Raw genomic sequence first — 26006 nt, 5'->3', positions numbered from 1 at the left:
GGCTATTATAGTCTCGACCGTTCACGATCGTCATTGGATTTCTTGTTGTCACTCGGGGCGAAGACGTATTTTCGGAGTGCAGGGTTCGACAGGTAGTTACCAATTTTGTTAATCGATTGAAGTCGCGATGCTTTTTATCAGCATACTGAATTATCACAACGCTGCAGCCACGGCGCAATGCCTCAATGGCCTGAGTACTGTTTGTGAGCGACTGGACTTTCGTATCATTGTTGCAGATCACTCAGCCACATCCGAGATCGAAACGATCACGTTAGGCATTCCTCCAACCCTGGCAAAGAGGTCTGAGTTCTATCACCGCCCGAGTAACCCCGGCTTTGCACGCGGACATAACGGTAACTTCGCCGTTGCTCGTCCTCAACCCGAAGACATTTTTCTTATTCTAAATAATGACGTCTACTTTCCCGATCCTTTGATCTTTGAAGACATGATTATGCACTGTGCGCCACGTACGATTTTAGGGTCCGTTATTACACGGTCTAGTGACGGGCAAATTTGGTTTGCTGGAGGTCATATAAACCGATTTACAGGTGATGCCCGACCCAGAAAGGTAAGGCTCAGTCGCGCGATTGTCGAGACGGATTTTCTGTGCGGCTGCTGCATCATGATGCGGGCTGAGGTTTTCAGTGCGCTAGGAGGATTTGACGAAACATTTTTCATGTATGCCGAAGATCTTGATTTCAGTGTGCGGGCTGTGCGCGCGGGTTTTCGACTGAGAGTTATCAACCGCGCGTTATCCCATGATGTCGGCGGCCATCTGAATGGACAATACTCCGACGTTTTTTTGGGCGAAAACACAAAGAATCGCATAATCTGTTTAGAACGACATCAGCTAGGGCTTCCCGGGATTAGAGAAGCGATTTTCTTCGGAATGTACTTGATCGGCCGCACAATCCAACTGTTGATGTTCTCTACATCGCCCATACATCAGATAGGTGTCGTACTTTCCGGCTATAGGGCTGGCTGGAGGCGGAGAGCGACCCTTCCGTTACCTATGTCGGAATTTAAATTGAGTGCGCCTGTTAATGAGGTGATACAGACCTAGGCCAACCAAGAGACATAGATAAAAGACCCATAAAACTGCCAGAATCACTGAACAACACAATGACTCCCGCGCGCAAGCAATACGAAGGTGTAGATAGGCCGGACCGTTTAGTGGGCCAGACCACGTATGATGATAGGCCTTTTTACGTTGCAATCCTGGAACGCGTGGCGAACGGATTCCGGTCAAGGAGGAAACGGCTATTTTCAACAATCGTGACTACTCCGACCCATGGGCGAATTCTGGATCTCGGTTGTGGAAATACACAACACGCGTGGTTTTCCGGAGTTCCTGGCGTCATTGGTTTCGACCTGAATTGCGGAGAAAGGCCTTACCCATTGTTCGTATGTGGCGATGCGGCCGCTCTTCCGTTCTCAAATAAGAGTTTTGATCTGTTATTCTCTAATTCCCTACTCGAACATTTGCCGACATGGGACCTTCAGAAACGATGTGCGAACGAGATAGAGCGAGTCGCTCTTCGCTATTGGGTGCAGGTTCCACATAGGCATTTTCCAGTAGATCCGCACTACTTGATTCCTTTTTTTCAATACCTCCCTGAGAAAGTAATGCGGTGGTGGGCGCGTCATTTTCCTCTGGGATGGCACCAGAAGAATACCTACTTTGAATGCGTGAACTGTCTAACTTGTAAGCAAATGACTGATCTTTTTCCTGGAGCTCAGATCATCCGGGAGAAAGTAGGACTTCTTACGAAGAGCCTTATTGCATTTCGCGATTACGACCACTAGCGCAATCCTTGCATCCGTGTTCCATCCTCCAAAGAATGCGTCTAAGCTGCGTGCGCGGAAGCTAAGAGTTCTGTGGGCCGTTCGCTGTAGTAATCGCACAGAAACCAACCCGCGATAACATAAAAGATAGAAAGGCTGACGACATTAGCAAACGCGCTATCTACGACAGACGCTGCTAAGAAACAGATCGCAAGAACACAGGCAATGCAGCTTATTGCGGATTTGCGATTGCACTTCGCGAAATTCCGCACAACGAGCACAAGCAATGCCATTTTGAGCAGAACGATTGGCAGGCCCACCAGCAATCCGAATTCAATCAGCATTGCAAGCCATAAACCATCCCCGATCAACTTGTTCATCTCTTCGTTTGGTCCATTCTGAGTTCCCGGACCGGTACCCTCAATTGGATAATCTCGCAACGCCCATCGTGGCGCATTGTGGAGGAAGGTTATGCGATCCTCATTTGACGACTGAGTCACCGTATCTGCAGCCAAGAAGATTGTTATAAGGTCTAGCTGCTGTACTGCGATCACAACCAAGAGCATTCCCATAGCCAGAGGTATAAGTCGTTTTGGTTGCCTAAATAATCGACTGAATGTTGAGCGCCTGACGGATGAGATAAGAACGCAAACAGCAGCGAAGATGAACACGCGACTGACGGCAAGCAGGATTCCTCCAAATCCAACCAGCACCATAAAAACGGCAAGCTTCGATCTTCGCTCTCGCGCAATGTAGAACGCGCAAACAAACACGATAAAGGAGAGAAGACCAAAATCTATTTGTGTACCATAGCCGCCAGTCGCTCTATGCGTACCTAAGAACGTCGATTGGAACTCGAAATTGTCGTTGCGGAATAACCACCCATCAAATCCAATTACCTGAAACAAGCCGGCAATACACATCATGATGAACACTGTAGACGACGCTATTAAGGATATCTGCACGTGCTGAGCCCGAACTCTTCGTAAATAAAATCCTGAATACAATAACAAGGGGGCAAGCGCATAAAAATAGATGGCATAAACAGTAATTGCAGTGTTAGTGGTTCCGAGAAACCAATAAGCTCCAATCGCCACTAACGACAATATCAGTTGAGCGGCAATAATCGCATCGACAACGAGAAACCTTGGAGATGGCCGTCCAATTCGATGCCAGAGAAATACTAGGCCAATAAGAGTCATCAGGACGACGAACACAGCAGAAAAAAGAGACCTGTCTATCCCCAGGAGGTTCACGTAAAACTGACGAACGACAAACAATAGTGCCAGTGCGATCGCAACTGCTATCTTCAACGCTCGCATCATCGTCTTAATGCCCCAACAAATCTAGAGCCATACTCGGCAAACCGGAAGAATACCTACCGTAACGTCCGGACATCGATTCCTGAAATACCTGAATGGCGCGCTTAGCGGCCTGAGAGGATAGGGAGGAGCGCACCTGAAGATGAAGTATTTTGGCATCTAATTCGACCTGCTGAGCGTCGCTCAAAAGCGGTGAGATTCTATTCTTGAGAATGAGAAACTTCCGCAAGTCTCCCTTTTTACCCAATATCCGTTGCGCGAGTGCCCGCTCAATGATGTCATTACCGGCAACTCCTCTTACCTGATCTTTGTGAATTCGGTATCTGATCAAGCGCTCGTCAAGGCCGAAGATCTGTCCCTTAATGGAAGCGAAGATTGCAAACCAGGCATCATGCAACCATTCCATGGGTATTGGCAAGGCGCGAGCTGCGAGTTGCCTACGAAAAGCTACCGTGGCACCGGTCACAATGTCACCTCCCAGCAGAATCGAAAACTGTCGTTCCTTTTCTCGAAGCAATCGCGCAACCCTTCTTTGCCCAACCTTTTTCCACAAAGTGGACCTCAAGCGCTGACCCTTCAGGTCGATACAAGTGGCATTTGAGAAGAGCAGCAGGGCTGTTGGAGAGGAATCCAGGCCTTCTCGCAGCTTCATAAGCTTGTTAGCTTCCCAGACATCATCTTGATCTGCCAACATGACAATCTGCCCCGTGCTCTCCCGAATAGCCTTTTCGAAGTTCTTCGCTACCCCTAAGGTCGATTCATTGCGGAGGCACCTCGTGGGGCACCTAGCGGTTTTGAGGAATTTGTCAATGATGCTACACGTCGCATCCGTCGACCCGTCGTCCACAATTATGAGTTCATTCGGTAGCTCACGCTGCGTTGCAATGCTTTGGAGTTGTTCTAGCAAGTATTTGCCACCATTAAAAGTGCATACCACGACGGAAACGGTGCTTTTGGTTTGAATCGCTGATGGCATGACTCTTTGCTACAATTTTCGTACTATGCGACTTGCTAACGCTCTAACCATGCTGCGCTGCTACGCTTCCCTGCCTGGATGCGGCGACCCCGTAGAGTTTTGTTATAAGCATCCAATTCGTCCGGTTCAAGTACGCTGGGAATTTGAGCAGCTAGTCAGCATAATCCGCGACTTGCAACCCTCGACCGCTATGGAGATTGGAACCCATAACGGCGGAACGCTATACCCGCTTTGCCGTCTCGCCGAGCCTCACGCGACAATCATCAGTTTGGATCTTCCCAAAGGGGCTTTCGGCGGGGGTTATCATCCCTTGAAATTACCCATCTATAAGCGTTTCGCTACTCCTTCCCAGAAACTCCATTTTGTGCGCTCAGATTCCCACGCCGAAACCACTCTCATCAAGATCGAGAACCTTTTAGCAGGCCGCAAACTCGACTATCTATTCATCGATGGTGACCATAGCTACCAAGGCGTAAAACAGGATTTCGAAATGTACTCGTCGTTGGTTCGAAGTGGCGGGGTAATCGTTTTTCACGACGTCGCCGAGCACGAACGAGCACAAGACTGCCAAGTCTCCAAATTTTGGCAGCAGGTGAAGTCCCATTATCGACACCAGGAGTTCATCGAAAATCCAGCACAAGGCTGGGCGGGAATCGGCGTTCTATATTTCGACTAGGCTTGGGACGCATGACAATACACCTGTAAAACGGAGCCGCAAAGCGTCTGCTTCAAGAACTAGCGCTGACATGAGCCCGGTCTGCCATCGTCGCGGTTTTGAATCGCGAGGTGAATACTTTTCTTTCTCCCTCTCCGAGCACCGAAGACCAAGCGACCTTCACGAAGGCACAGGCAACGGCAGCGACGAAAATCGTTCGGAACCAGCCGTTCAGAACTAGCGCTACAAGACAGAAACCCAAGGCCACAACCACTCTGTACGAAGCCCTTTGTACCGGTTTCGTACTCGACGGGAGCACTCGCGTCGCTATCAGGCACAACGCAATTCCATCTAATATAGCTCTCGTAAGCCATGCTACCGCGGCGCCCTGGACACCGTACTCCCGAATTAGCAAATATGCGAGACCTAAATACAGTGGCAGTTCGGCAAAGTGCAGCTTTGCCGTTAGATCTGGCCTACCAATGCCCTGGATCAGCGCGAACGGAATCTGAGAAATACTGTTAATGAAAACTCCGAGACATAGCAACTGTAATATTAGCGCACTGTTAGCGGCGAACGATGCCCCGAGCCAAAGCCGCATGCCGATCCGAGCAAAAGCAGCGATGAAAAGAGTAGGCAAGAATAGCAGGAGCATCACATAATTGACTCCGCGATCAAGCAGATATGTAAGGCGTGCTGGATTTTCCGCGAGGCTCGAGAACGCCGGAAAGAGAACTCCTGCTAGAGCAAATGGTATCAGCCAGAGCTTTGTAATCATTTCATAAGGAGTGGTGTAGTATGCGACTGCGGCGACCGACACAATCGCGCCCACCAAGAAACGATCTAAATTGCTCATTATCGGACTAATGACATTCGTTACAGTCATCCATCCGCCAAAGCCTAATAGCAATCTCGCGATAGAGATCCTGACTCGAAAACCGTGGAGCAAGACCGGATATTTCCATAGGACGCAAAGGAATTGAGCGATGCAGGCCAGCCAACGTATTAAAAAAAGGCCTATAACAATGATTACCAGGCTATGAGAGAACACCAGCAGAAGCCACGGAGCGGCAAAAGTCAATATGCCTAGTGGCAGGCGGACGGCAGTCACAAGCGCAAATAGCTGGTTTGCTTCGAGTACACCGCGCAGTCCTGTCGTTAGGATGACAATAGGAATGGACAACGCGAGATACTGAAAAGCTTTTATGGTCTCCGATTGAAGCTGCGGGCTCACCTTGAGGACAGAATGTATCAACCACGAGCTCGCGCCAATCATCACGGCTGCACCCAGAGCTCCAGCCATCAACATCATGAGTAAACCGGTCCAAATCAGTTGCCCCAGTTCGCCTTGTTCTGTGCAGTGAATCCTTTCCGCAACGACTTTCGTGAGAGCTCGACCGAGTCCCAAATCAAATAAGCTAGAGTAGCCTATGATGGCCCAAGCTAAGGTGAGAATCCCGAAACGCTCAACGCCTAGGGCGCCAATAAGCTTGGGGATAGCAAAAAGCCCCACTACCAGAGGCAAGAACTGCGCCAAAAAATTCAGCGCCGTGTTCTTGAGTAACAAGCGACCGCTGGTGCAAGGTTTCGCAAATGGAACTAACATGGAGTGCACAAGACGGCAATCATAAAATGATCAGCGTCGGACTTTAGCCACTTCCTGTTCGGGTTGTTGTTCTGCATCGCGATCTGGAAGTCGAGTCTCTTTATCGCGCCTCGGCTTTAGAGGAAAAGGCCACCGATACATGTGCGAATGCATGCGCATGTCGAGATGATGGACGATGTCGGCGGCCAGGGCGCCGACGGGTGTATGGATCTCAGTTGTCCACACCTGTTCTCCAATAATCCACAATGTTGCGACGATCAAGCACAATATCGTGCCAAATACAACGATGATAAGCCTTGGAGGAAACGACTTCTTTTCTGGAACACTTGGGTGATCCAGAACTTTGACGGTCGGAATCTCTTTTGCTTCTTGCACCTTAGCCAGTTCATATTGCTTAGTAAGAGTATCGAAGACAACCTCTTCGATCTTAACCCTCCGGAACAAGTCAGCGTACCTTACACCTAATAACGGAAGCTGTCGGATGGAAGGGTAGAGCGTGTCGTCAGGTGGTTGTGGATTAGTGTTGTCAATGTTCTTTCCTCCAATCCGATCTAGCTGATCCCGCAGCTCGGCGACACGCGCCTGCGCGGAGCGGACTCGCACGTTATTTGCTGTGTAGATTTGCTGTAAACCGCTCAGCTCCGACTGTGCAGCAATCAGCTGACCTTGCAAAAGTGCCGCAGCTTCCACCATTGCTTTTCCCTGCTCTGGAATGTCGATTGCAGTGTTCTTGCTGGCAAATTGACTAAACTCAACAGAGGCGGCATCCAGATCACGCTTTACCTCTTTAAGCCGCTCCTCTAAAAAGACGCGTTCTCTATGGGCTGAAGACGTAGTGAGTTGCGCAACCAACATATTCAGTTCATCCACATATGCTTGCGCGAGAGCCGCTGAACGCGCGCGATCCCTGTCGCTCACCGTGACGGAAATGATTCCACTTTTTCTGTCTTCAGAAATCTCTGTCCGACTTTCTAATTTCTTACGCGCATCTTCCCAATATCTAACCCAATACACTTTTCGCAGATCAAAACGCCTGACGAGATCGTCCTCAACGGTTCTACTCCTCAATATGCCGACAAATAATTTCCCCGTACTCTTGAAACCAAGCAAATCTCCAGCGATTGATAAACCATCGCTGGATTTTCCGGCAATACCAGCCAGAAGCGCCATTGGATTTGAAGCGATGTCGTCTGGCGGCATTAAGCGTGCAGTCGCTTCGTATTGATTGGGAATCATCCAAGCGACAAGTGCAAAAGCAACCGCAGCCATCAACCCAGCTTTCAAAAAAAGATTGCGACGGCGCCACAACAGTCGAATATTTTGAGCTAGACGTTCCCCGGAGTCGCTCTCCTCGCAAGCCGGATCGGGGAAGTCACGCACTACTAATTCGGGAGCGGATCCGGTGTCTCGAGAAGTTGTGCGCCCGTTTTTATCCACAACACCTCCCCATCACTGCTGCTATACGGTGTATCAAATAGCCTAATGAATACTTCAAAGGTCCTCGACGCAATCTTACTGAGTAGAAGCGGGTCGCCTGCTCTGCTGAGGCAAAAACGTCAGCTGTATCGACGAAGAGAAATTCGTCTGCACTCCTCTCGCGAGAGCTGGGAAGTGCCACTTTTCATACTGCAAACCGGCAGAAAGCATCAGATCGGATCGCACGGCGAAAGTCGCAGTGGCACTTTCGTCCGCGTATCGACCACCCTCAATGAAGTCCTTATCCACTACGGCTGCACGATAGCCCATCTGAATCGTATTTTTCTTTGAGAGCCATACGGTAGAAGTAGCCCGAACGCCATGACCCTCTCGACCGATCCAGCTCCCGAGAAGATTGCCATCGTTAGTGTAGCCGTTGCGGTAAGCGTCATTGAAATAGAAGAAGCCCCGACCGCCTCCAAAACTGGGTATGTCGGTATAGGTGCCTTCTAGCCTGAGATCAACTCGGTTGAGCTTTGGAATCTTGGGCATATAGATCCCGGGTCGCATCGCAGCTGATCGCGGTTGAAACAGTGGAGAAAGTTCGTCTTCACTGAATTCCTCCAGGTAGACAGTTAGCCAATCACGCACCTTCGGCACTCGATAACTGATATCTACAAAGCTCCGCCGATCTCCCGGATCTCCCGCTGATCCCGGCAAAGTTCCGGCCGCAGTATTGCCCGCCGAGAATGTTGCGCGGAGAAACTCGTCAAGGGTTAAAGGTTTGCCATCCCCTCCAAAAATCCCCGTCCGAGAAAACCCGAACTCAAAATTTTCCGTTGGCTTAAACGTGAATCTCTGACCTTGGATAAAAGGCTGTGTCTTCAAATGTGGTCCATATAGCACGCCGTTCGCTACAAGGAAATGCTGATCACTTAGCTGGCCTAAAAACATGTCATATCTGAGAGGACCCAGGAACTTTGACAAAAAGGGAATTTCTACCGGTGATGTATTGCTAAACCGGATCATCCTCAGCGGTTGAGCATTGTCAGTAAGAGCAAAATTGGTATCCGATCCAGGGCCCCACCACAAGCTCTGCTGACCAAGCGTGAGCCGATTTCCGGCGAAATTTAGGCCGACATACGCGTCAAGAATTCTGAACCTGTCCGTAGCCGGAAACTGGTTATCGAGAACCGGCGTGTCGCCTGTGTCGCCGGGGTGAAAAACGATGATATCCGATACATCGATCAAGGCCTTCTGCGCCGCCGTGTAGTCCGGATTCCCCGGCGCATGCTGATACTCCCCCCTGAAATAAAACACGAGTGGACCGGAAGTTGCCCTCGCTGAGAAGCCGGTGATGTTGTTAAAGCCGCGGCCGTAGGGTCTTCCGTAGTCGTTGTAAAGGGTTTGGCCGAAGTGGTAGCCGTCTCGTAGGACTGGGCCGGTGATTTCCGTTGCTCTTGTGTAGACCGACTCCAGCACTGCGCTTCGGTTTTCGGAATCGCCTGCCCAGACGTCTGCTTCGGGTGCGAATTCTCGCTGCAGCTCGTCGATCATCGCTAGAACATTCGCGGGAGTGTCGTCGCTGCTGGCGTTTCCGGCTGCTTCGGATGCCAGACGGGCGCACTCCAGGCGTGTGAAGGGACGCTCGGAATCGAAGTTTGAGTGAATGTAGCCCAGCCCTGCCAGGCGGTCGATGACTGGATAGACCCAGCTCTCAAGTGGAACGTAGGCTGATCCGGAATGCTCGGCATCGCGAGGGCGCTCGCGGATGAAAGTTCCGTATTCGGAGCCGCCGAGCTCGGGATTGTGGTGGTCGCGGTACATTTTCCGACCGATCAAATAGCCGAATGTAGCGCCGACGAAAACGTCTGACGGGAAGTGTTGGCCCGCAGTCAGCCGCGTTACCGAGACTGCTGAAGCCAATCCATATGAGGCAATCTGAATAAACGGGTTTGGGTACTCGTGAGCGATCACGCTGGCGATCGCCCAGCTTCCCAAGGCATGTTCCGAGGGAAAGCTACTGCCTCCTCTTCCTATGTGACCGAAGTGGTCGCTCTCAAAGGGGCGCTCTCGGCCAACAATCCCTTTCAGAGCTGTGCCGACGAGTGTTGCGTTGATGAACGCTTCCCCTGCAAGTAATCCGGTCTCGCGCTTGTGATCGTCGTTAGTGATCAGTCCTAAGCCATAGAAGCCCGCGCCAGCGCCGATGAAGCTGTAGAGTCCGAGATTTGAAATCTGTTTGCTCGTGTCGATATGCGCTGGTTTCACCAGTTGCTTGGAAACGTCGCGATCGGTTGCGATCAGGCCGCCGGTGACTACGCCGAAGGGTAAGATCCAAGTCGAGTCCGTGTCACGCAGCTTGAACGGGCTCTCCCAAATATGCACTTGATCGAAGGCGAGATTGCGGACAAAGTTTCCCTCCGTCGTCGGCGTGCGGCCCGGCTCATAGGTATTGAGGCGGACTTCCGGCTTGACCCCGTTCGCCACACTTCGAAGCTGCTGACAATAAGCATCGCTGCAATCCGTACCGGGAGAAACCTGCGGCGGAAGCACCATGCCTGAAAGAGAGCGAGTGCCGGTCGCCAGCGAAACTGGTTGAAGTGCGCTGTGACCTCCGGCACCGACGTCACTCGCCTGCGATACAGGACTGGATCCGACGACCGGGGATTCGGTCCTGCCGTCATCGAGCCCGTTTTGGGAAGCAGTTGAATTCTGCGAAGTAGTTGGACGGATATCAGAAGCGCTCGTATCACCGGAGAGGCGACGAAGGTGGTCTTTGTACGCCTCTCGGGAGCTGGAATCTGACGAGGTTGATTGCTGCGGATCTGCGGCTTCGGCCTTGAGCTGTTCCCGATATGAATCTGCTGTGGATTGGGCGCCCTCGGCCTGCCCCCAGGCGCACACACTCCAACTCGCCAGTCCTACCGCCATAATCGAGATCCGAAGCCGCACGCGATTAAAACACTCCTACAGCTTTGGCAGTAACCGCTATGGATGAAATTACTTGTGCGGAGTCCAGCAATGTCTTGAAAACCGGCGTCCCTCCCAGCAGCTTTTCCGGAACTACCACGGTATCGCCGGGATGCAGCACCGTGCTGAGCACGTTCTGGTGCCAGAAACCGTCGGTGGTACCTCCGCGCCCGACCAGCGAACCGTCGGCGCGCACAATGAAGATTGCCTTCTTATTCGCCAGCTCAGAGGTTCCGCCCGATTGACGCAAGTACCATTCCGCATTCTTGCCGGGTATATATGTGACCGCCGTCGGATTGTAGACTTGGCCAGTCACCATCACCTGCGTTGGGCGTTTGGGGATTACGATCGTGTCGCCTCTGCGCAGCTCTATATCTTCCGGACCGCCCTGCCACTTGGAAATGTCGCCGTTGATGTGAACCACAAGCCTGCCCAATGGGGGCTCATTCTTCAGTCGGTCAATCAGCTGCTGCTGTTGAAGCGCCGCAGATTGAGAAACTAGCGCCGCCTCAGCTGGACTCGTGCCTGGCTTGTATTTCGGTTGATTCGCGCTTTCTGCCTGCAGACGCGACAAGAGATCGAGCCGATTCTGCTCTTCCATAGTGCGCAGCGAGTCGCGGCTCAGGACGATGCCCTGCGGATATGCATCAGGACCAAATCCGCCCGCGCGTTTCAAAACAGAACTCAAGCGCTCGCCGTCTTTGATTCCGTAGACGCTGGGATGCATGACCTCGCCTTTTACGGAAACGGTCGCACCGATATTGCTGAAGCCCGCGATCGGACGAATCGTAAGCGTGTCGCCGTCCCGAAGTGGAACATCGGCATCGTGCGAGGTGAACGCTTTCGCAATTTCAACCTGCTCGTGCTCGCCCTGGATTTTGGCTCCGTCCTGGACGACGTACCGGGAAAGATCGGCGAGATCGGTATAGGCGCTGCGCTTAAATCCGCCGGCAATGCGGACAAGATCCGTGGCAGTCATGCCATTGCCGAGCGGATATTTGCCCGGCCGCTCTACTTCGCCTTCAATCTTTACCGAGGCAGGATCGGCCTTGGCGAGATCGCGATGAATAATCAGCCGATCGCGCGGCTGCAGCAGAAGGTTGTTGCCGGGATCGCCCTTCAGCGCCGCTTCGAGATTCACGCTCACAACTTCGGTTTTGCCGTTCGCGCGACGGAAGACCTGGGCATCGGAGAGAAGTGCGTCCGGAGCCAATCCTCCGGCGAGATAGACGGCGTCGCGAACATGAAGATCTCCGCTCGTGCGATGCACTCCGGGCCTGCGGACTTCCCCAGAGACCGTCACTTCCGGCGGATCTTCGAAATCGTAGCGGCTGAAAATCCGGATCGTATCGAGCGGCTGAAGCAGGAGGTCTGATTTGGGATCACCCTTGATCGCGTCATCAAGATTGAAGGCCAACACGGTAGGGCGAAAATCCGGCGCTGATAGGCGAATAACTTCCGCGTGCCGATGGGACGGCTCGGGCAGCATGTCCGCGTACGAGTGCAGCAGGTCGGAGATCTTCATCCCCTCGTGATAACCGTACTTGCCTGGGCGGAAGACATGCCCATCGAGATACACAGCCTGCTGTGCATAGGGAAGAATCGGGAAGATCCGAATACTATCTCCGTCCTGAACTTTAAATGCCGAGAGCGCTGCGTCGACTTTGGTAGCTCCCTCAGCCTCGGGCAAGTCCAGGCTCAGCATTACGCGCTTGTCGTGAGCCTGCACGCGCTCGATTTCGATATGACGCAAAGCTGCCGAAGGCAGCACACCACCGGCGAGCTCAAGCACTTGATCGAGAGAAGTTTCATGCAGTAACTCGTAGCGTGCCGGACGGCGCACCATGCCGTCGATCGCAATTTCGGGCTGGGCCGGAGGAACCTGAATGGTATCGCCGGACTCAAGCCGCTTCACCTCGGAATTTACCCCGTGAAGCAGCAAGTCGTAGAGATCAAGCTCTTCAACGAGCTGCTTGCCGCGATAGTGCCGCACGAGGCGCATGGAGCCGCGAGCAGTCGGCCCACCGGCTGCATACAATGCGTTCAGAGGAGTTGAAAGCGAGCTCACGTCGTAAGCGCCGGGGTTGGCGACATCGCCTACAACGTACACACGAACCGTGCGCACGCGAGCGAGAGAGACGTCAGTCTGGACATCGCGAAATTGATCGCGAAGCTGTCGTTGCACCGTCTGCTGCACTTCGCCGAGAGTCTTGCCGGCGACAAGAACGGTTCCCACTTCGGGAAGCGACAGCCGGCCTTCTCGATCCACGACGCGCTGCAAGCGCTGAGAAACCGATCCCCACAGATCCACGTTGAGTCCGTCGCCAGGCCCGATGACGTAGTCAGGGCCAACCGGAACATCCATCGGGAGTTGGTCGAGGTTGCCGGTCCCTTTGGCGAAGACGCTCGCGCCAAATCGCTCCAGCTTTCTACCTTGGGCCGGCGTCTGCTCATACAAGTCGTAGAGCGATGGCACCATTCCATAGGGATTCGGCTGCTTGCGAAAGGCGCGGCCTGAATCATCCATCGCTCCTGAAGATTGCACTCTGGGCGTAGCCGATGCTGACGGCTGATTTGCACCGGAAAGAATCTCTCGCTCCGACGGCAAAGCTGGTTCCGGCGTAATCGAAGGAATCAAAAGCGATGCGTCGGTTGAATTCGCTGACGACGACCTTCCTCCAAGTCCCAGCCCGCCGGATCCACTTCCGCCCAACTGCGCAGATGCAGTCAACAATTGCGGCAGCTCGCTCGGGCTGATGCGCTGCAAATCGCGATCATCGGGAGACAGCGTCGAAGGTCCGCTGTCCGTGAACGGAGAGATGGGAGAGGGGGAGGCTTTTGGCTTCTCGGTAGTGCTTGCGGTTTGGGTTCCAGGTTTTGCCTGGTCGACCGTCATGCCGCGCTGATGGGCTTCGTCGCTCTCAAGCTGCTGCAGCCTGAGTTGGCGCATGCGCGCTTCGAATGCCTCTTCATCGGTAGGGCGAAGAGGTAAATAGTGCCGCTTCTCAATTTCATCGCTCGCGATCTTGCGAATGTTGAGATCGTCGCGAATCAGCGCGTACAAGTCGCTGTCACCGAGATCCTCTTCAGCCAAAAGCCTGCCCTGATCGAGAGCTTTCTGGATCAGCACGCGCTTGACTTGAAGCTTGAGCGCAGGCTCCGATTGCAGGAGTTGGATGATGACGTCAGAAGTCAGCGCAGCATCGGCATCTGGAGTCCTGCTTGGCGTCTGGCCGACCGAGTGATAAGCCTGCAGCGCGGCATCGCGATCGCGAGCTTCCGCGTACGGATCCACATCGTTTTGAGCAAAACAGGAACAGGTAAAAAGAAAAAGAGCCAGAGAAATGGAGACAGCAGAGGCGGGGGAGAATTTTTTCATTACACCACTCGCGCAAAACAGACGCGCGTTGTTTCCGCACGTGAATGAGACTGCAACCTTCAACAGCTAAACCCTTAACCGGATTAGGGTTAATCAATAGGTGAGCTGTTTGAACGTGGGCAGCAGTGTAACACAATAGCGCGCCCAAAAGGCTCCTGAAAGAATTTGGCAATGGCTTTTTTGTTTGCATTTTCCTTCCAGGACTCTCGCCTGCTGGATCAAGCGATCGTCACTAGTCGTTCGGATAAATTTGGAACACCTGAAAAACGCAGCAGGCTCAGGTTCGAGTCAGGACACCAATTGCGAGCGTCCCAAATCGGGACTCCACTTTGGCTTCATACGTGCTCACAGCTTGAGTAACTTCCAGCTTGACAATTTGCAAAATGCGGGATAGCACAGAAGTGTGGGCCTTTTTCCCAATTTCGGAATGTGGACGCGTGCCAAATACCTCTGAATCCCAAACTTGGCGTTAACGCCGAAACGGCTGGGTTAACGCCGTGGAAATTTCGGCGTTAACGCTGTGGAAAAATGGGCGTTAACCCCGTGGAAATTTCGGCGTTAACGCCGTGGTTCAATTCGAGAGCTTTGCGATCGGAATCGAGATGAACAATCGCACAACTCTCATGTTTTGTTTGGCTTGGCTATGGTTATCTGTATCGACAACTGCTCATCTTCAGAGAGCGCCACCGCAGAGTTAAGCGAAGGCCGCGAACCGTTTTTAGAATCCCGCGTTTTCGAGAATTAATGAGATTCTTCCGGGATATCACAAGCTCCAGGATGAGATATCTCATCAGGACTTGATGAGATCTGAATGAGATTAGCCACAGATCGGATGAGATCAAATGAGATTTCATCAACTTTCGGGAACGAGTTGTAGGCTGAAGTCGCAATGAAACAGGCGCTCGTCAAAGCCGGAGCGGTGATAATCCAGAAAGTCCCGGCGCCACAAGTAAGCCCAAAGAACGTTCTTGTGCGCATCCACCACTCGTGTGTCAGCGCAGGTACCGAGATCGCCGGAGTGAACAACTCTGGGCTGCCGCTGTATCGCCGAGCTTTGAAGCAGCGGGAGCACGCAAAACGAGTGTTCGAAATCATGCGCGACCAGGGCGTAAAGCGAACGCTCGATCGCGTTCTGGGGATGCTGAATGCCGGACTTCCGACCGGCTACTCCGCAGCCGGTGAAGTAATTGGCATCGGGTCGGAGCTCTCAGCCTTTTCGGTTGGAGATTTGGTGGCCTGTGCCGGAGGCGGAATCGCAAATCATGCGGAGTTTATCGATGTTCCCGTAAATTTGTGCGCCAAGATTCCTTCAGGCGTGAGTACTGAGGTCGCGTCGACCGTAACCCTTGGCGCTATCGCGCTTCAAGGCGTGCGCCGGGCGAATCCCACTTTGGGAGAGACGATCGCCGTAATTGGACTCGGAGCGCTCGGGCAGTTGACAGCTCAGTTGTTGCGCTTGAATGGCTGCCGCGTGATCGGAATGGACATCAATGCTGAGCGAGTAAAGATCGCCGTTGAGAACGGCATGGATTTCAGCGCCGATCCAACGGCGGACGACTTCGTCGAACAGGTGCACCGGCTTACGGATGGCTTCGGCGCCGACGCTGCGATCATCACCGCTGCCAGTTCGGGCAGCTCGATCGTCAGCGAAGCGATGCAGGTTTGCCGAAAAAAAGGCAGGGTGGTGTTGGTGGGCGATGTCGGTCTCGATCTTAAGCGCTCCGATTTTTACAAGAAAGAGCTCGATTTCCTGATTTCGTGCTCCTACGGACCGGGACGCTATGACGCTACTTACGAAGAAGGCGGTCAGGACTATCCGCTGCCCTGGGTCCGCTGGACAGAGAACCGCAACATGGAAGCCTACTTGGGCTTGCTTGCGAAGGGGCAGATCTCGATTCCCACTTTGGGAATCAGCAAGTACTCGATTGACGAAGCGCCGCAAGCTTACGAAGCCCTGAAGCGCGGAGAAGAAAGGTCGCTGATCGTTCTTCTCGAATATCCCGAGCGGGAGACTCGTCCTGCTCACACCATCTCCTTGAGGGCGCGAACCGCCAGCGAGGGAAAGATCAGAGTCGGCATTGCGGGAGCCGGGAACTTTGCCGCGACGATGCACCTGCCCAACCTCGCGCGACTGAAGGATCGGTTTGAGCTTCATGCTGTGCTCAGTCGTACCGGAGCAAACGCACGCGCAATCGCCGATCAGTTCGGCGCCGCATACGCGACCACCGATTTTGACCAGTTGCTGTCGGACGCAGCGATTGATCTCGTAATCATCGCTACCCGTCACGATCTTCACGGCAGTATGGTTTTGAGTGCCCTCAACGCCGGCAAAGATCTGTTTGTCGAAAAGCCGCTGACGCTCGATCCAGCCGACCTCGACCAACTGCGCGTTTTCTACGAAACGACGACCAATGCTCCATTGTTGATGACTGGATACAACCGCCGATTTTCACCGGCAATGAAGCGAACACACGAAATCCTGCAAACCCGGGTCGCGCCGATGATGCTGAACTATCGCATGAATGCCGGGTATCTTCCCCCAGACCACTGGGCGCATTCGAGTGAAGGTGGAGGGCGCAATCTTGGCGAGGCTTGTCACATCTATGACTTATTCAATTTCCTTACAGGAAGCAGAGTCAGAGCAATTCAGGCAACATCAATCGCGCCGCGGGGCAAGCAGTACTTCAAGAACGAGAACTTCGTCGCAACAATCTCCTATGAAGACGGCTCCGTGTGCACGCTCACGTACACGGCTTTGGGCAGCAAGTCTCACCCCAAGGAGAGCATGGAGATCTTCTGCGACGGCAAGGTGATGTCGATGATTGACTACAAGTCTCTGACGATTGTCGGTAGTAAGCAGCGCGGGTGGACGTCTCTCACGCAGCAGAAGGGCCATGTTGAAGAAATGGAAGCATTAGCCCAGACTCTTCGCAATCAGGCCGAGTGGCCGATCTCGCTGGATCACCAAATCGAAGCTGCGCGCATAGCATTCGAGGTCGAACGCCAGATTTCAGGAGGTTGAGTGCGCCGAACCCAGTTCGACATCTCTGATCGTCACAGGGAGTTCAGGCTCACCGCGTTTTCTTTTGCAAGTACGAAGAACTCCCGACCATATCAGTGAGGTCGGGATTTGTCTCTGGAGTCTCTGCTTCTGGCGACGGTCGCAGCCATTCCCGCCGAATTCGCGGAGGTGTAAGCGGAGGTTGTTGGAGATGAATTGAATGATGGGCGGGTTCGGTTGCAGCAGGAACGGGTGGTGCGTTCCACATCTGAGCTGCCTCCCATTGCAGGCGCTCGTGAGACGAATAAATAAGACGTTCTTGTATCGAGGATCGCATGGGAGTAGCCGAAGCTGACGATTGTGCGAAGCCGAGGCCGCTTATCAGAAGACAAGACACTAAACAGCTCACGCGCATCGGCATGCAAATCTGCTCCCGGCAACTCGAACGAACACTTACTCGATTGGGTGGCAGCGCGCACTCGCAGGTTGTCAGATCCTGAGCGCGCGCGCAGCAAAATCGCGAGCCGCACAACAGAACTCCGCGATCAGGCTGCCGATCAGTTGTGTCCTGAGTTGGTGAGCGATAGTAGCACTGGATTCGGCGAAACAGAATCAGGAATTCGCGTCGGCGCCCCACACGAAAGTGCAATGTGCGGTGTCGTCCTTAGCTGAGCAGTTCCTGTTCCCGCTTCTTGATGTCCGCCATGGGTCGAAAGCCAAACCATTCCCGTGACGATGCTGGCAGTCGCCAGAGTTTTGACCAGCAGCGTGCGGCCGGAGAAGTCCTCAGAGAGCCATTGTGGTCGCAACTTGGTGAGCAGCAGCGCGCCTATGAAGATGATCGCGAAGCGTACGCCGGAGATCGCGTCCACAATCGCCGGATGCGTGAGGCTGATGGCGTAAAAGACGAGAAACGATCCCACTCCATCGATGAAGCGATTCACGAAGTACCAGAATTTGCTGCGTGGGGTCGCTTCTTCGGAGTGCTTGAATATTTGAATTCGCCACTTCGGGCGAATCAGCAGCGCGAACGCTGCTACACAGGTCCCGAGAGTGAAAAACACGTATCCAGTAACGAAGTTTGTTTCTTTGAAAACGATTCTCTGCAGGACGTTAACGAGGCCAAACAATCCAGAGGAGAGGGCCATGGGAACAATCATCCGGCGAAAGTTCATCTCCTCGGCGAGGAACATGAGAAATCCGCCTGCAGTGAGCAAACCAAATGCGATGACTTTTCCTCCCGCGAATGGTTGACTGAGGAGGAAATAGCCGATGACGGCAGTAGCAACAGGACTGAAGCCGCCGATAGCGGCCAGCGACTCGCTGGCTTCTCCGCGTTTCAGGGCGTCGTAATAGAAGTAAACCGCGATCAAATGCAGAATGCCTGTGATGAATCCAAGTCCCGCAACAGAGATGTGGGGCATCTTGAATCCGAACGGGATCAGCACCAGGCCAAAGATGCTGATCGCGCCCAGCCAAAAGACATAGTTCACCAGGTTCTTCGTCTCAGGCCGTTTGAGCAGCACCTTGTCCCAAACCAGCGAGATGCCGATCAGCGTATGCGCGATCAGCGCTATCAGCACTCCCGATTTGAGGAAGGCAAAGTGCATTCGCCGCGCAGACGTAAAGCACAACAGATGCGCTGGAGCGAGGTCGAAGAGGCCCCAGCACTGGTTTATCAGCTTCAATAATACGAAGTAGAAGAATTTTTGATGGTCAAGGCGCAAAACTTCGTTTCGCGCATCACAAATGGGGAGCCGCTCAACTTAGAATAAAAGACATGTTAAAAAAGGTTCGTCTTTTTACGCCCGGTCCTACTCCGTTGCTGCCGGCGGCACAATTCGCCATGGCTGCCGCCGACGTTCATCACCGCACCGCGGAATTTCGCGCGTTATATCAGCGCGTGCTCTCGCAGCTGAAAGACTTCGTCGGAACCAAGAACGACGTCATCATTCTCGCCTCGTCCGGCACAGGCGCGATGGAAGCTGCGGTCTCGAACCTCACCTCGCCCGGCGATCGCATTCTCGTACTCAGCGCCGGCAAATTTGGCGAGCGCTGGACCAGCCTGGGCAAAGCTTTCGGCTGCCAGGTGGATACGCTCACCGCGCCATACGGCCAGACGTTCTCAATCGAAGAAGTCCGTGCGCGCCTCAAGCCTGATGTAAAGGCCGTCTTCATGCAAGCGACGGAGACCTCCACGGGTGCGCGTCACTGCGTGCAGAGCATCGCTGCACTCACCAAAGAGACTGATGCGCTTCTCGTGGTAGATGCCATTACGGGACTCGGCACCACGCATTTCGATGTCGATGGCTGGGGTATTGACGTAATCATTGGGGGATCGCAGAAGGCCGTCATGATTCCTCCCGGCTTGGCCTACTGCGCAGTGAGCGAGCGCGCTTGGAAGCGCATGGAGACGAGCAAGAATCCGCGTTATTACTTCGATTTGCGAAAAGAGCGCAAGTCCGCTTCCGCAGGCGAATCGGCCTATACGCCGGCCGTCGCGCTGATCGCCGCTCTTGGAGCAGCCCTCGACTACATCGCCGCTGGAGCAGGAGGCGATATCGCGGCTGGCCGGGACGCGCTCATCCACAACGCCGAAGTAGTCTCAGAGATGACGCGTGCCGCCATCCAGGCATTCGGACTGAAACTCTTCGCGCCGACCGCGCCCGCAGCAGCCGTGACCGCTGTACTCGCCCCTGAGGGTACCGATTCGGGAAAGGTCGTAAAAGGATTCAAGGAGCAATTCGGTGGTGTGATCGCCAATGGCCAGGGCGAGATGAAGGGACAGCTCTTCCGTATCGCGCATCTCGGCTTTTTCGATTATCTGGATACGATTGCCATGGTCGGCGGCCTCGAACATGTGCTCGGACCGATTCTCGGCCGCGATCTGCTGGGCGTTGGACTGAAAGCTGCGCAAGCGGTCTATGCGAAGCGCAAAGGCACTACGCTGGCGCAATTGCTGGAAGCCGATCAGCGCTGTTCGTGTGGACGAACATCGGAAGTGTGTTCGTCGAGCCTGGCCGTCACTGCCTAGCTAACGTGGAGCCGCCCTCGGCCGGGTGTTTTTCTTTGGTTTGTCATTCCGAACGCCTGCTGTTGGCGTGAGGAATCCCTATCACCTAGAGAATCGTGTTGAGTAGAAAATTATCGAATTTATAGGGATTCCTCTCTCCTGCTCACGCAACAGCACGCGTGAGCATCCGTTCGGAATGACAAGAGTGAAATCCCGGCCGAGCGGGCCGGCAATGTTCTCATCGCCTACATATTGAGGTCCTCGTGAAAATTCTTATAGCTGAAAAAGTTTCTCCGGCTACGCTCAAAGTCTTCCGTGATGAGCCGGATTTCGAAGTCATCACCCACGAACAGATGGGCGATCTTGCAACCGCCGTTCGCGATGCCGACGCCCTCGTCGTTCGCTCCGCGACTGATGTCAACGCGAAGCTGATCGACTCTACACAAAAGCTGCGCGTCATCGGCCGCGCCGGCGTTGGCGTCGACAACGTCGATGCCGAGGCTGCCACGCGCAAAGGCATCGTCGTGATGAACACACCCGGCGCGAATGCTATTGCTGTCGCCGAACACACCATCGGACTCATGATCTCTCTGGCGCGCTTCATTCCCAAAGCGGACCAAACGACGCGAGCAGGAAAATGGGAAAAGAAGTCGCTGCAAGGCACCGAGCTCAAAGGCAAAACACTCGGCATCATTGGACTCGGACGGGTGGGAGTGGAAGTCGCACGACGCGCGAAGGTTTTTGGAATGAAAGTCCTTGCCTATGATCCCTTCGTCGCACAGCAGCTCGCGCGCGATCTCGAGATTGAACTCGTCGGACTCGACTCGCTCTACGGCAGCTCTGATTACATTTCTCTGCATGTCGGCCTCACACCACAAACGACGGGCATGATCAATGCAGCATCGATCGCAAAGATGAAGAAAGGTGTTCGCCTTGTGAACTGCGCTCGCGGCGAGTTAATCGATGATGCAGCACTGCTTCAGGCGCTTAACTCAGGTCATGTAGCCGGAGCTGCGCTTGATGTCTTCTCTCACGAGCCTCCGAAAGAGAACGCTTTATTGTCCGCTCCGAACGTGATCGCCACGCCTCACATCGCAGGATCAACGAACGAAGCGCAGGAACTCGTCGGCGTACAGATCGCGATGCAGGTCAAGGAATATCTGAAGCGCGGAGTCATCCAGAACGCAGTCAACGTGCCTTCGCTCTCCGATGAGGAGTATCGCGAGATGCATCCTTATATCGATCTCGCTGAAAAACTCGGTCTCTTTTTGGGACAACTCAGCGAGGGCAATGTCGAGAGCATCAACCTCGTCTATCACGGTCGGGTCGCAGAATGGAAAACCGCGCTCCTCCGCAACTCCGCACTCAAAGGCGCCCTTAAACACAGCATTGACAGCGTGAATTTGGTGAACGCCAATACCGTCGCCGCTGAGCGGGGTGTTCAGGTGCAGGAGCAGAAGAAGCCAGAGGACTTGAGCGCGGGAAATGTCATCTCGCTGAACATACGCACACAGCACGGTGAGCATCGGGCCCGTGCAGCTCTGCTGCACGGGCGCTACCCGCGATTACTTGATCTGGACGGATTCCGCGTCGAGGCTCCGCTTGAGGGGTATCTCACCGTTTTACGCAATCGAGATGTGCCCGGCGTTATTGGACAAGTTGGAACCGTTTTGGGAAAAAACCAGATCAACATCGCTAACTTCGCGTTGGGACGCAGTGAAGCGAGCGCCAGCAGTGCGGCTGCAAGCACGTCATCGGGAGCGGCTTCGGCGCGCGCCGAAGCTATGGCTGTGGTGCAAACCGATCAGGCGGTAACGCAAGCCGCGCTGGATGACTTGAGACGCGTGTCGGCTGTCATCCAGTTGCGAACGGTGCAGATTTAGCGCCGCTGGGCTGGCGAAACACGGGCCAAAGCTTCACGCTCACAGAGATTGAGTACAAAGAAAAACGGCACCTGGGTTGAACCCGGGTGCCGGTGATTACATCCTGAACGTCAGATATCCAGGTTCTTCACATCAAGTGCGTTCTCTTCGATGAACTTGCGGCGGGCTTCAACGTCTTCGCCCATGAGCGTGGTAAAAATTGTCTCGGTTTCCGCAATATCCTCGAGCTTCACCTGCATGAGGCTGCGCACCTCGGGATTCATGGTCGTTTCCCAAAGCTGCGTTGAGGTCATTTCACCAAGACCCTTGTAGCGTTGCACGTCGTAGTCTTTCTTGCCCTGGCTTAGGACGTATTCAAACAGCTCCTTTGGCGACTTCTTCTCGACGGGCTCGACCGTGCTTTTGCGCTTGGATGATCCCTTTTCCTGCTTCGCAGATTCGGCTTCCGTAATCGAGGTTTCTGCTTCTTCCTCCGCAGTCTTTCCCTTTTCGGGACGCGCTGCGTGCTCGATGATAAACGGCGGCTCCATGTAGTTGGTGATCTGCTTGTACTTCGAGATCATCTGCCGGTATTCAGGCGAGGTGATGAGTTCCCAGTTGATAATGCGTTCGGCGCCTTGCGAATCCACGAAACTGACCAGCCACGTGTTGTGTTCTTCTTCGTGCCGAGTCTCGACTGACTTCAAACCGAGTTCTTTGAGCAGGCTCTTGATGCGCTTCTCCAGCTCTTTCACCTTCGGCGGAATGCCTTTTTCTGAACCTTCAAAATCAGTGCGGGCCGTGAAGTCGATCCTCGGCAGCAGCTCGGCGATGCGTTCTTCGCGCAGATGCTTGTTCACCTTCTCGAAGAAGCCGAGATACTCATTGAGCTTGGTTGTGAACTTCGTGAGTTCAGGTCCTTCGAGTTTTGCGGCGCCTTCGCCATAGCGCACCGTCATCCCATCGGCTGCGCGACGGACCATTACCTTCACGAATTCGCGATCGTCTTTGATGTACTGCTCGAATTTTCCCTTTTTGATACGGTACAGCGGAGGCTGCGCGATGTACACGTGTCCGCGCTTGATCAGCTCCGTCATGTGGCGGAAGAAGAACGTGAGCAGCAGCGTGCGGATGTGAGATCCATCCACATCAGCGTCGGTCATGAGAATCACTTTCCCGTAACGGAGCTTGGCCGGATCGAAGTCTTCCTTCCCGATTCCGCATCCGAGCGCGGTGATCATGGCGCGAATTTCTTCATGCCCGAGCATCTTGTCATAGCGAGCTTTCTCGACGTTGAGGATCTTGCCCTTGAGCGGCAGGATCGCCTGGAAGCGCCGATCGCGTCCCTGCTTCGCCGTGCCGCCGGCCGACTCGCCTTCGACGAGATAGATTTCACAACGATCGGCGCTGCGCTCGGAGCAGTCGGCGAGCTTGCCCGGCAGACCTCCGCCATCGAGCGCGCCTTTGCGTCGCGTCAGATCGCGAGCCTTCCGAGCTGCTTCGCGAGCGCGCGCCGCCTCGATAGCTTTATTGATGATTCGGCGCGCGACGGCTGGGTTCTGCTCCAGGAACGCGCCCAGACGTTCATTGATGAACGCTTGGACGATGCCTGCGATGTCGGAGTTCAACTTGCCTTTGGTCTGCCCTTCAAATTGCGGTTGCGGCAGCTTCACGCTCACTACTGCGACCAGACCTTCGCGAACATCATCTCCGGAGAGATTCTCTTTCAAGTCCTTGAACAGTCCGAGCTGCTGGCCTGCGTAGTTGATCGTACGTGTGAGAGAGGTGCGGAATCCGGAAAGATGTGTTCCGCCATCGACGGTGTTGATGTTGTTGGCGAACGAGAACACCGACTCGGAGTAGCCGTCGTTGTACTGAACGGCGATTTCCATGCCCACTCCGTCGCGCTCGGCTTCCATGTAGATCGGCTTGTCATGAAGCACGGTCTTGCCGCGATTGAGGTGCTTTACGAATTCAGCGATGCCGCCTGTGTACTTGAATTCCGCGTGCTTGGCTTCGCCCGTCTTGCTGTCGGTGGCGCGCTCGTCAGTAAGAGTGATCGTCAAGCCTTTGTTGAGAAACGCGAGCTCACGCAGACGCTGCGCGAGCGTGTCGTAGTTGTACTCGATGGTCGTGAATATCTCTTTGTCGGGCAGGAAATGAACCTTTGTGCCACGTTTTTTCGTAGTGCCCGTCTTCTTGAACTTCGAAGCAGGTATGCCTTTTGCGTAGCTCTGTTCCCACACAAATCCATCGCGCCAAATTTCGAGATCGAGCTGATGCGAGAGTGCGTTCACACAACTCACACCTACACCGTGCAGTCCGCCTGAAACTTTGTAGGTTGACGAATCGAACTTTCCGCCTGCGTGCAGCACGGTCAGAACCACCTGCGCCGCAGGAAGTTTCTCGCCGTGATACTCCATGTCATCGACCGGAATACCGCGTCCGTTGTCGATTACGGTAATCGAATTGTCGATATGGATCGTGACGTCGATGCGGTCGGCGTGCCCGGCGAGAGCTTCGTCAACAGAGTTGTCCACTACTTCGTACACAAGGTGATGCAAGCCCATCTCGCCCGTCGAACCGATGTACATGGCCGGGCGGAGGCGCACCGCCTCCAGGCCTTCCAGAGCCTTAATGCTTTCGGCCGTGTACTCGCCGTTGGTGCTGCCATTGGCCTTTTTTGGCTTCGGCTCCTTCTCGATATTCAGCTTTTGTTCCACTTGCGTCCTGACTGCTGCTGTTTCTTTCAAACGGGGGACCCCACTCGGAATTCTAGGACAGGAATTGCCCTGCAAATCACTGCGGACTGAGCGCGGAAAGCGACCAAAACAGTTGATTATTCAGGGATTTATCGCCTTTTGAGACACTTCGATTTTAGCACAAAATGGTTGCTTTGGGCGACCGCGGTTCAGGTCGCGCACGACCGCACACAATAAGCGTCTGAGTTGCCCAGCTTCTCGATCGTGACTTGCAAAAATGCTTTGACTCCAGATTCGTCAGGAGCTTATCCGATCAACTGTTTTCCACAGCTTTCCACAGAAATAATTGTTTTCAAATTCGGTACCTCTTGATATTGTCCAGTCACCAAAGTAACCAGTTACTGAATTACGTTGGTAACGGCGTTACTAAGCATTATTTAGGGGGAATCCCATGAAGAAGTCGCTCCGTCTGCTGTTCGCTACCATCGTTATGGCCGCCGCTGTGGCCTCTGCCGCAACCTCGAGCTCGAAGAACCTGCTCGGAGCGGGCTGCGAACCGGTTCCTGCTTGCCCTCCGGGAGTCTGCGCAATCAACTAGTAACCGGGTAGTAAAGGTTACTATGGTTCAATATTTTGCCTTGATATAGGGCGGGTTAAGGGCTATTCTCCTCGCGAATAGGTGAACTATGCCCGCCCTTTCGCTGCAGTCCGAGCTGATCTGGATCGCCTCTCCAATTCTTCAATTGCTTTGCGTTTTCCTTCTCTTTAAACGTAACTTATTGTCGCAGTTCAAGTTTCTAGCCTCCTTCTTCGTCTTTATCACGATTAAGGCTGGCGTCCTGTTCCTGTGCTATCACTATTCGTCTCCGCAGTCCTGGACCTACTACTCTGCATACTGGGTCGGAACCGCCATGCAGGACGTGTTCATGATTGCCGTGCTTTACGAGCTCTTCTGCGCAGCTTTTAGGCCCTTCGCCGGCCTCCAGGACCTCGCTAAAGTCGTGTTCAAGTGGGCTGCAGCCTCGATCTTCTTCATCGGTTTCTTGGTCTTTGCCTCAATACCTTCGATCCAAGGAGTCAAGCTCACTTGGCTCACTTTGGGTGTTTATGATTTTGAGCGCATTGTTCGAGTGATGGAATGCGCCCTCCTGATGTTTCTGTTCATCGGTTCTCAGCACTTGGGGGTCTCCAAACGGAACCGGGTGTTCGGATTTGCTTTGGGATTCGGGATTGATGCTTTCTGCCAACTAGTGGTGTTTAGCGCGATGGCGAATGCTCACGTGAGTAAACTCCATCACTTGGCCGACATGCTGCCG

The 26006-nt window shown here is 53.8% G+C and carries 15 protein-coding genes; 7 read left to right on the top strand and 8 right to left on the bottom strand.

The annotated features are described in order from the left end of the window. Positions 1-127: 127 nt before the first annotated feature. Positions 128-1063 (top strand): glycosyltransferase family 2 protein, encoded by a 936-nt coding sequence (locus tag VFU50_15675; protein ID HEU5234301.1) that lies wholly within the window; start codon positions 128-130, stop codon positions 1061-1063. A gap of 784 nt (positions 1064-1847) precedes the next feature. Here VFU50_15675 and VFU50_15670 read toward each other — a convergent pair. Together VFU50_15670 and VFU50_15665 are read right to left on the bottom strand one after the other, a co-directional pair. Continuing rightward, entirely contained in the window at positions 1848-3110 is a 1263-nt protein-coding gene (locus VFU50_15670; GenBank protein ID HEU5234300.1) for a hypothetical protein, read from the bottom strand. A 4-nt stretch (positions 3111-3114) separates the two neighbouring features. After that, positions 3115-4083: a glycosyltransferase family 2 protein gene (locus VFU50_15665; GenBank protein HEU5234299.1), complete on the bottom strand. Its 969-nt coding sequence runs from the start codon at positions 4081-4083 to the stop codon at positions 3115-3117. Between the two features lie 49 nt (positions 4084-4132). On the opposite strand from VFU50_15665, the gene VFU50_15660 reads away from it, so the two are divergent. Beyond that, positions 4133-4759, top strand: coding sequence for a class I SAM-dependent methyltransferase (locus VFU50_15660; GenBank protein HEU5234298.1), 627 nt, complete (start codon positions 4133-4135; stop codon positions 4757-4759). A gap of 52 nt (positions 4760-4811) precedes the next feature. Here the strand turns inward: VFU50_15660 and VFU50_15655 are convergent, their stop codons facing one another. From VFU50_15655 to VFU50_15640, 4 genes are all read right to left on the bottom strand, one after another. Then, a complete protein-coding gene (locus tag VFU50_15655) occupies positions 4812-6344 on the bottom strand; it encodes a flippase (protein HEU5234297.1) in 1533 nt (510 codons plus the stop codon). A gap of 30 nt (positions 6345-6374) precedes the next feature. After that, positions 6375-7781: a lipopolysaccharide biosynthesis protein gene (locus VFU50_15650; GenBank protein ID HEU5234296.1), complete on the bottom strand. Its 1407-nt coding sequence runs from the start codon at positions 7779-7781 to the stop codon at positions 6375-6377. 75 nt (positions 7782-7856) lie between these two features. Continuing rightward, complete coding sequence (locus VFU50_15645; GenBank protein HEU5234295.1) at positions 7857-10694, bottom strand: capsule assembly Wzi family protein; 2838 nt, start codon at positions 10692-10694, stop codon at positions 7857-7859. A gap of 25 nt (positions 10695-10719) precedes the next feature. After that, complete coding sequence (locus VFU50_15640; GenBank protein ID HEU5234294.1) at positions 10720-14112, bottom strand: SLBB domain-containing protein; 3393 nt, start codon at positions 14110-14112, stop codon at positions 10720-10722. 889 nt (positions 14113-15001) lie between these two features. Between VFU50_15640 and VFU50_15635 the strand changes: the two genes are divergently transcribed. Next, entirely contained in the window at positions 15002-17134 is a 2133-nt protein-coding gene (locus tag VFU50_15635; protein HEU5234293.1) for a bi-domain-containing oxidoreductase, read from the top strand. Between the two features lie 536 nt (positions 17135-17670). On the opposite strand, the gene VFU50_15630 is transcribed toward VFU50_15635, so the two are convergent. Further along, complete coding sequence (locus VFU50_15630; GenBank protein HEU5234292.1) at positions 17671-18723, bottom strand: DMT family transporter; 1053 nt, start codon at positions 18721-18723, stop codon at positions 17671-17673. A gap of 170 nt (positions 18724-18893) precedes the next feature. On the opposite strand from VFU50_15630, the gene VFU50_15625 reads away from it, so the two are divergent. Both VFU50_15625 and serA read left to right on the top strand, forming a co-directional pair. Beyond that, positions 18894-20147: an alanine--glyoxylate aminotransferase family protein gene (locus tag VFU50_15625; GenBank protein HEU5234291.1), complete on the top strand. Its 1254-nt coding sequence runs from the start codon at positions 18894-18896 to the stop codon at positions 20145-20147. A gap of 242 nt (positions 20148-20389) precedes the next feature. After that, the gene (gene serA / locus VFU50_15620) at positions 20390-22009 is read left to right on the top strand and encodes a phosphoglycerate dehydrogenase (protein ID HEU5234290.1); all 1620 of its coding nucleotides are present in this window, start codon (positions 20390-20392) and stop codon (positions 22007-22009) included. 110 nt (positions 22010-22119) lie between these two features. Here serA and gyrB read toward each other — a convergent pair whose 3' ends face one another. Then, complete coding sequence (gene gyrB / locus VFU50_15615; GenBank protein HEU5234289.1) at positions 22120-24699, bottom strand: DNA topoisomerase (ATP-hydrolyzing) subunit B; 2580 nt, start codon at positions 24697-24699, stop codon at positions 22120-22122. A 442-nt stretch (positions 24700-25141) separates the two neighbouring features. Here gyrB and VFU50_15610 point away from each other — a divergent pair, with 442 nt between their 5' ends. Further along, positions 25142-25288, top strand: a complete 147-nt coding sequence (locus VFU50_15610; GenBank protein HEU5234288.1) for a hypothetical protein — start codon at positions 25142-25144, stop codon at positions 25286-25288. A gap of 88 nt (positions 25289-25376) precedes the next feature. Further along, a partial coding sequence (locus tag VFU50_15605; protein HEU5234287.1) for a hypothetical protein occupies positions 25377-26006 on the top strand: 630 nt, incomplete at its 3' end.

Source organism: Terriglobales bacterium, assembly GCA_035764005.1.
Lineage (GTDB): Bacteria > Acidobacteriota > Terriglobia > Terriglobales > Acidobacteriaceae > Gp1-AA112.
Note: the sequence above shows the minus strand (reverse complement) of the source record. Positions and strands in the feature narration are given on the sequence as shown.

Coding starts and splice junctions, on each gene's coding strand:
- VFU50_15610 (HEU5234288.1), top strand. CDS start 25,142: ATGAAGAAGTCGCTCCGTCTGCTGTTCGCTACCATCGTTATGGCCGCC.
- VFU50_15625 (HEU5234291.1), top strand. CDS start 18,894: ATGTTAAAAAAGGTTCGTCTTTTTACGCCCGGTCCTACTCCGTTGCTG.
- VFU50_15645 (HEU5234295.1), bottom strand. CDS start 10,694: ATGGCGGTAGGACTGGCGAGTTGGAGTGTGTGCGCCTGGGGGCAGGCC.
- VFU50_15665 (HEU5234299.1), bottom strand. CDS start 4,083: ATGCCATCAGCGATTCAAACCAAAAGCACCGTTTCCGTCGTGGTATGC.
- VFU50_15660 (HEU5234298.1), top strand. CDS start 4,133: ATGCTGCGCTGCTACGCTTCCCTGCCTGGATGCGGCGACCCCGTAGAG.
- VFU50_15635 (HEU5234293.1), top strand. CDS start 15,002: ATGAAACAGGCGCTCGTCAAAGCCGGAGCGGTGATAATCCAGAAAGTC.
- VFU50_15655 (HEU5234297.1), bottom strand. CDS start 6,344: ATGTTAGTTCCATTTGCGAAACCTTGCACCAGCGGTCGCTTGTTACTC.
- VFU50_15675 (HEU5234301.1), top strand. CDS start 128: ATGCTTTTTATCAGCATACTGAATTATCACAACGCTGCAGCCACGGCG.
- VFU50_15670 (HEU5234300.1), bottom strand. CDS start 3,110: ATGATGCGAGCGTTGAAGATAGCAGTTGCGATCGCACTGGCACTATTG.
- VFU50_15630 (HEU5234292.1), bottom strand. CDS start 18,723: ATGCACTTTGCCTTCCTCAAATCGGGAGTGCTGATAGCGCTGATCGCG.
- VFU50_15640 (HEU5234294.1), bottom strand. CDS start 14,112: ATGAAAAAATTCTCCCCCGCCTCTGCTGTCTCCATTTCTCTGGCTCTT.